Genomic DNA, 14855 nt, shown 5'->3' on the forward strand with positions numbered 1-14855 from the left:
GGGGGGGGGCGGGGGGGGGGGGGGCGGGGGGGGGCGGGGGGGCGGGGGGGGGGCGGGCCGGGGGGGGGGGGGGGGGGGGGCGGCGGGGGGGGGGGGGGGGGGGGGGCCGGCGCCCCCCCCCCCCCCCACCGCCGTACCGTCGCGCTGTTGTGCCGGTGGTCCGGTCAGGCCAGCTGCCGGGACCAGTTCGCCACGGTGGGGTCCGCGGCCAGGTCCTTGAAGGAGACCCGGCGGCCGGCCCGCCGCCAGCCGTTGACCAGCTGCATGATGTGCATGGACTTCAGTCCGAGGGCGATGAGGTTCACGTCGTCGGCGATGGCATCGGCGTCAATGCCGATGAGCTGCCCGACGGTTTCCTTGATCTGCTGCGGGGTGGGGGCGGCGGCCGGGGCGCCGACGGTCCCGGTGGTGGAAGGGTTCATGGTGGGTGCCTCTTCTCGTACGTTCTACGGGATTCGCGGGATCCACGGAATCTCTGCGGGGTCCGCAGGACCCGTACGGCCCACGGGATCGCGGGGTCCGCGGGGCCCGTGCGGCCCACGGGACCTACAGGACTTACAGGACTTACAGGACCTACGGGACCTCGATGATCTCCAGGACGGCCGAGCCGACCTCCATGCCCACGGCCGCGGCGAGCAGCAGTACGTGGTCGCCCGCCTTGAGCTGTCCCGAGGACAGCAGGTGGTCGAGGCCGACGATCTGGTCGGTGCCGCCGGAGTGGCCCGTGCGGCGGTTGAACTCCCAGGTGCCGCGCGAGCTCTCGATGCCCAGCGGGGCGAGGAACCCGTTCTCGACCTGCTCCCAGGCCACTCCGCTGTGGGCGACCCTGGTGATGTCGTCCATGGTCAGCCCGGCCTCGGCGAGGGTGGCGTCGACGGTCTCGTTGACGATGTCGCCGAGGTGGAACACGGGCGGGACCACCCCCTTGGCCCACTGCTCGCGGAGGTGGTCGGTGCGCGCCTCCAGGTCGAGTCCCTTGCCCAGAGTGACGCTCGGCGGGAAGAGCGGGTCTCCCCCGCGGTGCAGCAGCTCCGCCTCCGGGATGGAGACGGAGCCCACCGACAGGAGCCGGGCGAAGCCGCTCCGCTTGGAGAGCACCACGGCCGAACCGGCGTCGGCCAGGATGTAGTTGGAGCTGACGGTCCAGCGGTCCACGTTGGGCGTGGAGAAGTTGTCACCGGCGGTCACGAGCACGGCGGTGGAGTCGCGGTCGGCCATCAGCAGGTTGGCGGCGAACCGCAGCGATGTCACCATGCCGAGGCAGCCCTGGCGCAGCTCCAGGGCGGGGATCGGCCGGTTCAGGGTGTTGTGGAGGATGTAGTGGGGGGCTGACCAGATGTCGGGGCCCTGGTGGAACACCGGGGTGTGGATGAGGACGTCGATGTCCTCGGGCCGGTGTCCGGAGCGTTTCATCGCGTCCCGTGCGGCACTGACGGCCATGTCGGGTGCCGGTGTGTCGCCGCCCACGGCCACCGAGATCATGCCGCTGGACTCGCGCAGGGCGGCGTCGTACCACCCGCGTTCGACGGCCTCGTCGATCGTGACCCGCTCCGGGACGAACGTACCGATCCCGGCGAGGAAGACGTTGTCCACTCTCATCTTGCGACGCCCTCTTTCCACAGAACCAAATGAAGGTCGGGCCACCCTCGCACCGGGTGCTTGCGTAGCACTTTCGCGGCGCTTGCAGGGGGATTCGCGGCAGGCGGCCCGGCAGGCGGTTTAAGACACCTTTAGCCCGGTTGCCTAGCGTTCCCCTCGGGAATGTCAGTCACCTCACCATGCCGACCCGAGGAGCACGACCGTGACAGAGGTTCAAGAGCTCGCCCGTCTTCCCTTCCCTCGTGATCCGGACGACGTGAACGGCATCGCGCCCACGTTCCGCGCCCTGCGGTCCGAGTCGCCGGTGGTCAGGGTCGGCACGTCCGCCGGTGACGAGGGGTGGCTGGTCACCCGTTACGGCGAGGTGAAGCAGCTGCTCAACGATCCGCGTCTGGGGCGCTCGCACGCCCATCCGGAGCGGGCGGCGCGCGTCGCCAACGCAGCCGTTCTCACCGGTCCGCTGGGCAAGCCCGAGGAGGAGGTGGCCACGCGCACCCGCTTCCGCCGGCTGCTCTCCCCGGCCTTCTCCGCCCGCCGGGTGGCGCGTCTGAAGACCGGTGTCGAGGAGCTGGTGAGCCAGCTGTACGACGGTCTTGAGTCGGGCCCGAACCCCGGGAACTTCCACGAGGCCCTTTCCTTCCCGCTGCCCGTTCTGGTGATCTGCCAGCTGCTCGGTGTTCCGGGTGAGGACCGTGAGGAGTTCCGCCGGCTCTCGGCGGGCTCGACCAGCCTGGACGACGTGGAGGCCGCCAAGGCGGCCTGGGCCGAGCTGAACGACTACATGTTCCGGCTGATCGACGTGAAGCGGAAGAACCCCGCCGAGGACGTCTTCTCCGACCTGGTCGCGGCGCAGGAGAAGGAGGGCCTGGAGGACGCCGAGATCGCCCGGATGGCCTCCGGGATCCTCTTCGCCGGCCACGAGACGACGGTGACCCGGCTGGACCTGGGCACGCTGCTGCTGCTCACCCACCCCGAGCAGCGCGCGAAGCTCCAGGCCGATCCCCGGGGGCACATCCAGTCGGCGGTCGAGGAGATCCTGCGGATGGCCGCGCCGTCCACCCAGGACGTGCTGCCGCGGTACGCGCACGAGGACATCCAGGTCGGTGACCTCACCATTCCCGAGGGCGACCTGGTGCTGCTGGCCTTCACGGCCACCAACCGGGACCCGGACATCTTCTCGGACCCGAACTATTTCGACATCACCCGGGACAGCACCCAGCACCTGGCGTTCGGGCACGGTCCGCGTTTCTGCCTCGGCTCGGGCCTGGCCCGACTGGAGCTCCAGATCGTGTTCTCGACGCTGTTCGAGCGGTTCCCGAACCTCCAGCTCGCCACGGAGCTCGACGAGCTGCAGTTCAGGGACAACACACTGACCGGTGGCCTTTCCGCGCTGCACGTGCGCTGGTAGCGCCGCACTTCCGGGAACAGCACTGTGCGCGGTACCCCTGCGGAGGGGTACCGCGCACAGTGCTGTTCCCGGGCGGCGGGCCCGGAGGCCGCCGGCGTCGGGTCAGCGGCTGGGCTCCGGCTCCGTTCCGGCCGGTGCGACGGCCTCGGCCACCGCCGCCTTCTTCTTCATGTGGTTGTGGGCCGTGGTGCACAGCAGCGCGGCCAGGGCGATGGCACAGAGCGGCAGTACGAGGGAGGAGCCCATCGTGGTCACGAAGCCGTGGTCGTAGACGTCTCCCGCCAGCTTGCCGAGCGTTCCCGCCGCCTGCCCGGGCAGGTCGGACGCCAGCTCCTTGAGTGCCGCCGCGTCGGGGGCGTCGCCGTGCGAGAAGGCGTCGACGAAGCCGGCCCGGGATCCTGCGGGCAGTTCGTCGGCGCGGGCGGCCGCCTCGGAGTGCAGGTTCGAGGCGAGGCTGCTCTGCAGTACGGCGCCCACGACCGAGGCGCCCAGTACCGAACCGACCTGCCGGAACGTGTTGTTGACGCCGGAGGCCGCGCCGGCGAGCTGCCGGGGCACGTTGCGCATCGCCTCGGTCGCCATCGGTGCGAGCAGGCAGCCGGTGCCGAGGCCGAGGACGGCCATCGGTGCGGTGAAGGTGTACCAGTGGCTGTCGGTCGCGGCGAGCCTCATCACCAGAGCGATGCCGCAGCCGTACACGACCAGTCCGAACAGCAGGACGTTCTTGCCGCCGATGCGGTCGGACATGCGGCCCGCGAAGGGCGCCGTGCACATGGACATCACGGGGGACGCCGCGAGGGTGAGGCCCGCCTGGAGCGCGCTCATGCCGAGCACGGACTGCAGATAGATGTTCATCGGCAGCACCAGGCCCAGCAGCGCCATCGAGATCAGGGCCACGATGGTGGTCATGACGGTGAAGTTGCGGTCACGGAACAGGGCGAACGGCACCAGCGGCTCGTCGTCCTGCTTGCGCCGCTGGTAGAGCACGAACACACCGATGAGCGCCACGCCCGCGGTGATCAGTGCGACGATGCCGGCGTTCCAGTCGTAGCGTTCGCCCTCCTGCAGGCCGAAGGACAGGCAGAACAGTGCGGCCGTGACGATGAGGACACCCACGACGTCGAATTTGTGGGCGCGGGCAGGCCGGATGTCGGGCACCCACAGGAACGTCAGCGCGATGACCGCGATGCCGATCGGTACGTTGATGAAGAAGATCCAGCGCCAGCCGATCGTGCTCACGATCAGGCCGCCCAGGGTCGGGCCGGAGAGGGTCGCGACGCCTGCGATCGATCCCCACACGCCCATGGCGGTGCCGCGCCGGTCCGCCGGGAACACCGCCATGATCAGGACCATGGTCTGGGGCACCATCATCGCCGCCCCGAGCCCCTGGACCGCGCGCGTGGCGATCAGCAGGCCGGGGGTCCCGGCGAGGCCGCAGGCGATGCTGGCCAGGGTGAACAGTGTGACACCGGCGACGAACAGGGTCCGTGGTCCGCGGAGGTCACCGAGCCTACCGAAGGTGATCAGCGTGACCGCGAGCACCAGCGCGTAGGCGCTGACGACCCACAGGGCCTCGTCGAGTGACGAGCCGAGCCGGTCCATCATGTCGGGGATCGCGATGTTCACGATGGTCAGGTCCAGCAGTGTCATGAAGAACCCGAGACCCAGCGTCACGAGGACTGCCCATGGGTTCCCGCGTAAATTCCTCACGGATGACTCCTTGTCCGTACACCTGTGGTGCACATTGCTTTCTGGAACATTGCTGAGAGATCGCCCAGCGCCCACAGGTGTGGGCTCACTCGGCTCCGGTGGCCCGGAGCTCGTCGTCGAGGGCGGAGAAGAGTTCGTCGTCCGTGGCCGAGTCGAGGTCCGACTCGTCGTCGGACACCAGGTGCCGGTGTGCGCCCTGCCACCTGCGCAGCAGCTCGCCGAGTCGTCCGTCGACCCGCTCGTACTCCTCGGTCCCGGCCCCGGTGGCCCCGGTGAGAGCGGCCTCCAGGTGGTCCAGGGCCTCGGCCAGCGATGCCGGGCCCGCGGTGTCGTCCGGGACGAGTCGTCCGAGCAGTTCCGCGGCGAGCGCCGTGGCGGTCGGGTGGTCGAAGGGGAGTGTGGCGGTCAGCCGCAGCCCGGTCGCGGCCGACAGCCGGTCGCGCAGTTCGACCGCGGTGAGGGAGTCGAAGCCCAGCTCCTGGAAGCTGCGTTCGCTGTCGATGCGCCGGGTGTCGGTGTGGCCGAGTACGCCCGCGACCTGGGTGCGTACCAGTTCCAGTACGGTGTCGGCGCGCTCGTCGGGAGCCATTCCCGTCAGCCGGTCCAGCAGCGGTTCCGCGCTGCCGCCGGTGCCGCCGGAGGCGGTGGAGCGGCGCGCGGGGGTACGGACCAACGCACGCAGCAGGGCGGGCAGTTGGCCTGCCGCGGCCTGGGTGCGCAGGGCTGCGGCATCGAGCTGTACGGGTACGAGCAGCCCTTCGGAAGCGGGCAGGGCGGCGTCCAGGAGCGCGAGGCCGTGGTCGCCGGCCATCGGTGCGATGCCGGTGCGGGCGAGGCGGGCCCGGTCGGCGGCCGCGAGTTCCTCGGCCATGCCGGCGTCGTTGCCCCACAGTCCCCAGCCCAGGGAGAGCGCGGGCAGGCCGTCGGCCCGCCGGTGCAGGGCGAGCGCGTCGAGGAAGGCGTTGGCCGCCGCGTAGTTGGCCTGTCCCGGGGTGCCGAGGGGTGCGGCGATCGAGGAGAAGAGCACGAACGCCGACAGGTCCAGGTCGCGGGTGAGCTCGTGCAGGTTCCAGGCGGCGTCCGCCTTGGGGCGCAGCACGGTGTCGAAGCGTTCCGGTGTCAGCCCGGTGAGGACCGCGTCGTCGAGCACTCCCGCCGTGTGGACGACCGCGGTCAGCGGGTGCGCGGCCTCGACGGTGCTCAGGAGGTCCGCGAGCGCTTCCCGGTCCGCGACGTCGCACGCGGCGAAGGCGGGTGATGCCCCCGATGCGGCCAGTTCGGCGCCCAGTTCACGGGCTCCGGGGGCGTCCTCGCCCCGTCGGCTGACCAGCAGCAGGTGCCGTACGCCGTGTTCGGCGACCAGGTGCCGGGCGACGAGTCCGCCGAGGAAGCCGGTGGCCCCGGTGATCAGGACCGTGCCGCCCGGGGTGAACCGCGGTCGCGGGTCCTGGTCCGGGTCGGGTGTCCGCGCCACCAGGCGTGGAACGTACGCGACGCCTTCGCGCAGCCCGATCTGCGGCTCGCCCTGTGCGAGGGCCACGGTCACCGCCCCGGCCACGGCGCGTGCCGAGGCGTCGGTGCCGTCCAGGTCGAGGACGACGATGCGGCCGGGGTTCTCCGACTGGGCGGAGCGCAGCAGGCCGGTGACGGCGGCTGCCACCGGGTCGGGTGCCTCGCCCGCCCGGACGGCCGCGGCCTGCCTGGTGAGCAGCACGAGACGGGTGTCGGCGAGGGCCTCGCGGTCGAGCCAGGTGTGCAGCAGCGCCAGGATGTCGGCGATGGCGGCGCGTGCCGTGGCGGGCGGGTTCGTGCCGGGTGTCCCGGGCCGGCCGATCGCGTCGAGGACCACGATGTCGGGCGGTGTGGTGGCCGGGTCGGTGAGTGTCGCGAGGGTTTCGACCGGGATGTGACGCGCTGTGTGTGCCATCGCGGGGGCGGCCAGTTCGGACCGGTCTTCGAGTACCGCCCAGCGTCCTTCGTGGAGCGGGCCGTCGGCCGCGGCCAGTTCGGTCCAGGTGATGTGCAGGAGTCCGCCGTCCGCCGCGGTCGTCGTGCCCGGGGCGCTCAGCCGGCCGCCGGGCAGTGCCCGGACGGCCAGGGTCTCGACGCGGGCCACCGGTGCGCCTTCGGGGTCGGCGATGTCGAGGCGGACGGCACCGGCGGTCGCAGCCGGACGGATGCGTACGCGCACGGCGGTGGCTCCGGTCGCGTGCAGGGTGACGCCACTCCACAGGAACGGGATGTGGATGCGGTCCTCCGTCCCTTCCGTCTCCTCCGGGTCCGGGCGGCCGGGGCCGCCCAGTGCCAGTGGACGCAGGGTGGAGTCGAGGAGAGCCGGGTGGATGCCGTAGCCGTCCGGTGCGGCGAAGTCGCCCTCCGGCAGCCGTACGTCGAGGTACAGCTCGTCGTCGAGGCGCCAGGCGGCGTGCAGTCCCCGGAAGGCGGGGCCGTAGGAGAGCCCGGCGGTGGCGAGGCGGTCGTGGAGTGCCTCCACGTCGACGGCCGCGGCGCCGGGCGGCGGCCAGGTCCCGCCGAGTGCGGTGTCCCCGGCCGCGCCGTCCGGGGTTGCGGCGCCGAGCGTCCCGGTCACGTGCCGGACCCAGGGCGCGTTCTCGTCGCCCGTGGCCCCGGTCTCCGGCCTGGTGTACACGCCGAAGGGGTGGCGGCCGGCGTCGTCGGCGGCGCCGACGGTCACCTGGACGCGCAGTGCGCCGCGCTCCGGAAGCACCAGCGGGGCTTCCATCGTGAGGTCCTCGACGGCGGTGCAGCCGACCCGGTCGCCGGCCCAGATCGCGAGGTCGGCCAGTGCGGCGCCGGGCAGTACCACGGCACCCGCCACGACGTGGTCGCCGAGCCAGGGGTGGTCGTCGAGCGAGAGCCTGCCGGTGCCCACCAGCCCTTCTCCGCCCGCGAGTTCGACGTAGGCGCCGAGCAGCGGGTGGTCGGCGGAGTCCTGCCCCGTCGCGGCGGCGTCGCGGGGTGCGGCGGGTGTCTCCAGCCAGTAGCGGCTGCGCTGGAAGGCGTACGTGGGCAGGTCGGCGGCCCGTGCGTCGCGTCCGGTGAGCAGGGCCGTCCAGTCGACGGGGGTGCCGCGGGTGTCGGCGGTGGCGAGCGCGGCGAGGAAGGTGCGGTCCTCGGGGCGTCCCGCCCGCAGGGCCGGGACCGCTGCGGGGGTGTCGTCCCCGTCCTCGAAGGTGTTGTGGACCAGTGTGGTCAGGACGGGGTCGGGGCCCAGTTCGAGGTAGGTGGTGACGCCTTCCCGGTGCAGGGTGCGGATGCCGTCGTGGAAGCGGACCGCGGCCCGGATGTGCCGTGCCCAGTAACCGGGGTCGGTCAGCTCTCCGGGGAGTGCGAGGCGCGCGGTGATGTTGGAGACGACGGGGATGCGCGGCTCGTGGAAGGTCAGGGTGCGGGTGATCCGTTCGAATTCGTCGAGCACCCCGTCCATGTGCGGCGAGTGGAAGGCGTGCGAGACCGTCAGCCGGCGGGTCTTGACCCCCTGGGCCAGGAAGTGCTCGGCCACCTCGTGGGCGGCGTCGGCGTCGCCGGAGATCACCACGGCCCGGGGGCCGTTGACCGCGGCGAGGCTCAGCCGCCCTTCGTACGGCCGCAGCCGGTCGAGGACGTCGGCCTCGGTCGCCCGGATCGCGATCATCACGCCGCCCTCGCGGGCCGACTGCATCAGCCGTCCGCGCGCCGCCACCAGGGTGCAGGCGTCGTCCAGGGTGAGGACGCCTGCGACGTGTGCGGCGGTGACCTCGCCCACGGAGTGGCCGATCAGCAGGTCGGGGGCGAGTCCGAGGTGTTCGGTGAGCCGGTACAGCGCGGTCTGGGTGGCGAAGAGGGCGGCCTGGGTGAAGACCGTGCGGTCGAGCAGGTCGGCCTCCGGGCTGTCCGGCGCGGCGAACACCAGCTCCTTCAGGGAGCGGCCCAGCGCCGTGTCGAGCCGTGCGCAGGCTTCGTCGAAGGCTTCGGCGAACACCGGGAAGGTCTCGTACAGTCCGCGTCCCATGCCCGCGCGCTGGCTGCCCTGCCCGGTGAACATGAAGGCGGTGCGGCCGGTGCCGGAGGCCGATCCGCGCACCACGTCCGGCGTGTCGTCGCCGCGGGCCAGGGCGGCGAGGGCCTCGGTGAGTTCTTCCCGTTCCGTGCCCAGGACGACCGCGCGGTGTGCGAGGCGGGCCCGGGCGGTGGCCAGTGCGAGGGACACGTCCTCGGGACGCGGCGGTTCGGCCGCTTCGTCGAGGTGCGACACGAGGCGCGCCGCCTGGGCCCGCAGCCCCTCCTCGGTGTGCGCGGACAGGACCCAGGGCAGCGGGCCGGCCGCCGGGGCGGCTTCGCCCCGTACGGGTTCGTGGTGGGGGGCCTGCTCCAGGATGAGGTGGGCGTTCGTGCCGCTGATGCCGAACGAGGAGACGGCGGCACGGCGCGGCCGGCCGTCCTGTTCCTGCCAGGGCTGCTCCTCGGTCAGCAGTGTCATCGTGCCGGCGGACCAGTCCACGTGAGGGGTGGGTTCGTCGATGTGGAGGGTGCGCGGCAGCGTCCCGTGGTGCATCGCCATCACCATCTTGATGACTCCGCCGACACCGGCCGCCGCCTGCGAGTGACCGATGTTGGACTTGAACGAGCCCAGCCACAGCGGTTGTTCGGGGGTGTGCTGGTCGCCGTAGGTGGCCAGCAGCGCCTGTGCCTCGATCGGGTCCCCGAGGGTGGTGCCGGTGCCGTGCGCCTCCACGGCGTCGACGTCCGCGCCGCTCAGACCGGCGTCGGCGAGGGCCTGCCGGATGACGCGTTGCTGGGCGGGGCCGTTCGGGGCGGTGAGTCCGTTGCTGGCACCGTCCTGGTTGACGGCGCTGCCACGGATGACGGCCAGTACCCGGTGGCCGTTGCGGCGCGCGTCCGAGAGGCGTTCCAGGAGTACCAGGCCGACGCCCTCGGCCCATCCGGTGCCGTTGGACGACGCGGAGAACGCCTTGCAGCGCCCGTCCGGCGACAGGGCGCGCTGGCGGCTGAACTCCACGAAGGTGGTGGGTGTCGCCATGATGGCGACACCGCCGGCGAGGGCGAGCGAGCACTCTCCTTCGCGCAGCGCCCGTGCGGCCAGGTGCAGTGCCACCAGTGACGACGAGCAGGCGGTGTCCACGGTGAGGGCGGGGCCCTCCAGCCCGAAGGTGTAGGAGACCCGGCCGGAGGCGACGCTGCCCATGCTGCCGTTGCCGAGGTACCCCTCGTATCCGGCGGGTGCCGGGTGCAGCCGTGACGCGTAGTCGTTGTACATGACTCCGGCGAACACGCCGGTGCGGCTGCCGCGCATCGTCGTCGGGTCGATGCCCGCCCTTTCGAACGCCTCCCAGGTGGTTTCCAGGAGGAGGCGCTGCTGCGGGTCGGTGGCGAGTGCCTCGCGCGGGCTGATCCCGAAGAACTCGGCGTCGAAGTCCTCGGCCCCGTGCAGGAATCCGCCCTGCCGCGAGTACGTCTTGCCGACCGCGTCCGGGTCGGGGTCGTACAGCTCGGCCTCGTCCCAGCCGCGCGAGGCGGGGAATCCGCCGACGGCGTCCACTCCGTCGGCGACCAGCCGCCACAGCTCCTCCGGGGAGGCGATGCCGCCGGGGTAGCGGCAGCTCATCGAGATGATGGCGATCGGGTCGTCGTCCTCGGCCCGGCGGCGGACCGGTTCGTCCTCGGCGGCCGCGCTCTCCCCCATGACGCGTTCCAGCAGGTAGCCGGTCACGGCGCCCGGGTTGGGGAAGTCGAAGACGAGGGTGGCGGGCAGGGGAAGCGCGGTGGCGGTCGCGAGCCGGTTGCGCAGTTCGACCGAGGCCAGCGAGTCGAAGCCGTAGCTCTTGAACGCCCGGGTGTCCTCGACTGATCCGGCCGAGCCGAGTCCGAGGACGGTGGCCACCTGGGTGCGTACGAGTGTGGCGATCGCCTCGGTGCGCTCGGTCTCCGGCAGGGCGGCGATCCGCTGGGCCCACTCGCCTGCCGGTGTCTCGCCGGTGGCCCTGGCGCTTCTGCGGACGGGCACCTTGATCAGTGAGCGGAGCAGGGCGGGGAGTTGTCCGGCGCCCGCGCCGGCCCGCAGCGCCGCGAGGTCGAGGCGGGTGGGGACGGTGGTCGCACGTCCGGTGGTCAGGGAGGCGTCGAACAGGGCGAGACCGTGTTCGTTGTCCATGGCAGCGAGGCCGCCCCGGGTCATCCTGGCGAGGTCCGCCTCGCCGAGGTGGCCGGTCAGGCCGGTCGCCCGGCCCCACAGCCCCCAGCCGAGGGAGAGCGCGGGCAGCCCGTGGGCGTGCCGGTGCTGGGCGAGGCCGTCCAGGAAGCCGTTCGCCGCGGTGTAGTTGCCCTGGCCCGGGTTGCCGAGGGTCGCGGTGACGGAGGAGAAGAGGACGAAGGCGGCGAGGTCGAGGTGACGGGTGAGTTCGTGCAGGTGCCAGGCCGCGTCCGCCTTGGGACGCAGCACCGCGTCCACCCGCTCCGCCGTCAACGCCGTCACCGTACCGTCGTCCAGCACCCCGGCCGTATGCACCACCGCCGTCAACGGATGCTCCACCGCAACCGACGCCAGCAACCCCGCCAACGCCTCCCGGTCACCCACATCACACCCCACCACCCGAACCCGGGCACCCAACTCACCCAACTCCGCGACAAGCTCCCCCACACCCTCGGCACCAGCACCCCGCCGACTCACCAACAACAGATGACGCACCCCGTACTCACGCACCACATGACGCGCGAACAGAGCACCCAACGTCCCCGTACCACCCGTGATCAGAACCGTCCCCTCGGGGTCGAGCGGGCGCGGGGCCGGGGCGTCGTCGGGGGTGGTGGCCCTGATCAGCCTGGGCACCAGCGGGCCGTCGCTCCGCAGGGCGAGCTGGGGTTCGGTGCCGGCGGCGGACCACACCCGTGCCAGGTCGTCGGCCGGGTGGTCGGGGTCGTCCAGGTCCAGGAGCACGAACCGGTCGGGCTCCTCCGCCTGGACGGTTCGCATCAGGCCCCACACGGCGGCGCCCGCAAGGTCGGTGACGTCCTCGCCGGGCCGCGCCGCCAGGGCGCCGTGCGTCACGACGGCCAGCCGTGAGCGCATGGACTCCTCGCTGCCCAGCCACTGCTGGACCGCGGCCAGGGTGCGGTGCACGGCGGTACGTACGTGTCGCGGCGTGTCGCTCACGGCCGGGTCGCCGGGCAGGGGCGGCCCGGACGCGGCGAGGACGACCAGCTCCGGCGCTCCGGCGCCCTCGCGCACGGCGTCCAGGAGGGCGTCGATGCCGGGGTACACGGGTGCGCGCAGGGTGTCCGCGAGGCCGCGGGTCAGGCGGGTGTCCCCGCCGACCACGGCGTACGTTCCCGTGCGGCCCCGCTCGGGCAGGGTCGTACGGGTCCATTCGACGGCGTACGGGGTGTGTGCCTCGTCCGCGGCGTCGGCCCGGAGCCGCTCCTTCGGGATCTCACGCAGGGCGAGGGAGTCGACGGTGACGACCGGGCGCCCCTCGTCGTCGGACAGCTCCAGGGACACACCCCCCTCACCCACCGGGACCATCCGCACCCGAGCCGCCACCGCACCCGTCGCATGCAACCGCACACCCGACCACACGAACGGCAACCTCGGAGCCACCAGCCCCGAACCGTCCCCCGGCAACAACCCCGCGTGCAACGCCGCATCCAGCAACGCCGGATGCACCCCGAACGCCCCCACACCACCGCACTCCTCCTCACCGAGCACAACCCGGGCGAACACCTCCTCCCCACGCCGCCAGACCCCCTCCACACCCTGGAACACCGGCCCGTACTCATAACCCGCCACCGCCAACGCCCCGTACAACCCCGACGAATCAACCCGCACCGCACCCACCGGAGGCCACACCCCCACACCATCCGGGACGGGGTCGGCGTTCTCCGTGGAACCGTGGGCCAGCACACCGGTGGCATGGCGCGTCCATGCCTCGTCGTCGTCACCGGCCTCCTCGGACCGGGAGTACACGGCGATGGCGCGCCTGCCCGTGGTGTCCGAGGGCTCCACGGCCACTTGCAGGTGTACGGCTCCCGTGCCGTGCAGGGTCAGGGGCGCTTCCAGGGCGAGTTCTTCGAGGGTGTCGCAGCCGGTCTCGTCGCCGGCGCGCAGGGCCAGTTCGACGAAGGCGGTGCCGGGCAGCAGGACCGTCCCGGCCACCGCGTGGTCGGCCAGCCACGGATGTGTCCGCAAGGACAACCGTCCGGAGAGCACCGAGGAGCGGGTGCCGGCGATTCCCACGACCGCGCCGAGCAGGGGGTGCTCGGCGGCGGTGAGACCCGCGGCGGACACATCCGCGGTCTGCCGGGCCGGCTCCAGCCAGTACCGGCTGCGCTGGAAGGCGTAGGTGGGCAGTTCCACCGGCTGATGTGTCGGGGGAAGTACCCGGCCCCAGTCCATGTCCACGCCGTGTTCCCAGGCCTGGCCGAGTGAACGCAGGAAGCGTCCGAGGCCGCCCTCGCCACGGCGGAGCGACGGCACGACCAGGGCGTTCGCCGCGGAGGCGTCGGCGAAGGTCTCCTGCATCCCGATGGAGAGCACGGGGTGCGCGCCGCAATCGATGAACGTGGTGAAGCCGTCGGCGAGCAGTGCCCGGGTGGTCTTCTCGAACTGCACCGTCTGCCGCATGTTGCGGTACCAGTAGTCCGCGTCGAGCACGGCGGTGTCGATGGGCTCGCCCTGGACGGTGGAGTAGAAGACGGTGTCGGAGGTGCGGGGGCTGATCGGGGCGAGCAGTTCGGTCACCCGGTCATGGATCGGTTCGACGTGCCGGGAGTGCGAGGCATAGTTCGTGAGGATGCGGCGAACCCGTACTCCCTCGGCCTCCAGCGCCCCGGCCAGTTCGTCCAGTCCCTCGGAGGTTCCCGAGACGACGGTGGACGACGGCCCGTTGATGGTGGCTATTTCGAGGTCGTCGGGCCGGAGCGTCAGAAGGGGGCGTACCCGGTCGACGGGCAGGGCGACGGAGAGCATGCCGCACTGCCCGTCGATCTCGACGATCGCCTGGCCGCGGAGCGCCACCACCAGGGCGGCGTCCTCCAGGGACAGGGCGCCGGAGAAGGTCGCGGCGGCGATCTCGCCCTGCGAGTGACCCACGACCGCGTCCGGAACGACCCCGTACGACTGCCACAGCTCCGCAAGCGACACCATCACCGCCCACAGAGCCGGCTGGACCACGTCCACCCGCTCCAGGAGTCCGGCGCCCTCCTCCGTGAACAGGACGTCCAGCAGGTCCCACTCCACGAAGGGTTCCAGCGCCCTCGCGCACTCCTCCAGCCGTGCCCGGAACACCGGGGAGTCGGCGTACAGCCCTGTTGCCACGCCCGCCCAGTAGGAGCCCTGCCCGGGGAAGACGAACACGGTCCGGCCCGGGGCGACAGCTCCCTGCACGGGAGTGTCCGGGTCGGCGAGGTCCCGTACGGCCCGCAGCAGCTCGTCGCGGTCGGTGCCCACGACGACCGCCCGATGGTCGAAAGCGGTGCGGGCGTGCACCAGCGCGGAACCGACCGTGACCGCATCCAGGTCCGGCCGATCGGCGACGAACCCGGCGAGCCGGGCCGCCTGCTCACGCAACGCTGCCGTGCTCCGGGCCGACAACACCCACGGCACCGGACCGGCCACCGGGGCAGCCTCCTGCGGCTCGCCGTCCGCCTCCACCGGTGCCTGCTCCAGGATGAGGTGCGCGTTCGTGCCGGAGATACCGAACGAGGAAACCGCGGCCCGGCGCGGACGGTCCAGCTCGGGCCAGGAACGCTCCTGCGTCAGCAGTGAGACAGCACCCGACTCCCAGTCCACATGACCGGTCGGCTCCTGCACGTGCAACGTTCGCGGCAACGTTCCCCGGCGCAGGGCCATCACCATCTTGATGACACCGCCGACACCGGCGGCAGCCATGCTGTGCCCGATGTTCGACTTCAACGAGCCCAGCCACAAGGGCTGTTCAGCCGTGTGCTCCTGACCGTACGTGGCCAGCAACGCCTGCGCCTCGATCGGATCACCCAACTTGGTACCCGTACCATGCGCCTCCACGACATCCACGTCCGCACCCGTCAGACCCGCGTTCGCCAGCGCCTGACGGATCACCCGCTGCTGCGACGGACCATTCGGAGCCGTCAGACCGTTCGACGC

At 72.1% G+C, this 14855-nt stretch carries 5 protein-coding genes; 1 reads left to right on the forward strand and 4 read right to left on the reverse strand.

Going from position 1 to position 14855, the window contains the following annotated elements; translation table 11 throughout:
- Positions 1–164 precede the first annotated feature (164 nt).
- Both ACGF8B_RS41785 and ACGF8B_RS41790 read right to left on the reverse strand, forming a co-directional pair.
- On the reverse strand, positions 165–422 hold the full coding sequence (locus ACGF8B_RS41785) for a phosphopantetheine-binding protein (protein WP_392748132.1): 258 nt from the start codon (positions 420–422) through the stop codon (positions 165–167).
- 151 nt (positions 423–573) lie between these two features.
- Complete coding sequence (locus ACGF8B_RS41790; RefSeq protein ID WP_392748134.1) at positions 574–1599, reverse strand: ketoacyl-ACP synthase III family protein; 1026 nt, start codon at positions 1597–1599, stop codon at positions 574–576.
- A gap of 202 nt (positions 1600–1801) precedes the next feature.
- Here ACGF8B_RS41790 and ACGF8B_RS41795 point away from each other — a divergent pair, with 202 nt between their 5' ends.
- Positions 1802–3007 (forward strand): cytochrome P450, encoded by a 1206-nt coding sequence (locus ACGF8B_RS41795; RefSeq protein WP_392748136.1) that lies wholly within the window; start codon positions 1802–1804, stop codon positions 3005–3007.
- A gap of 102 nt (positions 3008–3109) precedes the next feature.
- On the opposite strand, the gene ACGF8B_RS41800 is transcribed toward ACGF8B_RS41795, so the two are convergent.
- Together ACGF8B_RS41800 and ACGF8B_RS41805 are read right to left on the reverse strand one after the other, a co-directional pair.
- Positions 3110–4717, reverse strand: coding sequence for a DHA2 family efflux MFS transporter permease subunit (locus ACGF8B_RS41800; RefSeq protein ID WP_392748138.1), 1608 nt, complete (start codon positions 4715–4717; stop codon positions 3110–3112).
- An 85-nt stretch (positions 4718–4802) separates the two neighbouring features.
- A partial coding sequence (locus ACGF8B_RS41805; RefSeq protein WP_392748139.1) for an SDR family NAD(P)-dependent oxidoreductase occupies positions 4803–14855 on the reverse strand: 10053 nt, incomplete at its 5' end.

The sequence above is a fragment of the Streptomyces sp. NPDC047917 genome, assembly GCF_043204345.1.
In the GTDB taxonomy this organism is placed as follows: Bacteria; Actinomycetota; Actinomycetes; order Streptomycetales; family Streptomycetaceae; genus Streptomyces; species Streptomyces sanglieri.

Excerpts from the sequence above, each read along its gene's own strand:
- ACGF8B_RS41785 (WP_392748132.1), bottom strand. The coding sequence starts at position 422 with ATGAACCCTTCCACCACCGGGACCGTCGGCGCCCCGGCCGCCGCCCCC.
- ACGF8B_RS41790 (WP_392748134.1), bottom strand. The coding sequence starts at position 1,599 with ATGAGAGTGGACAACGTCTTCCTCGCCGGGATCGGTACGTTCGTCCCG.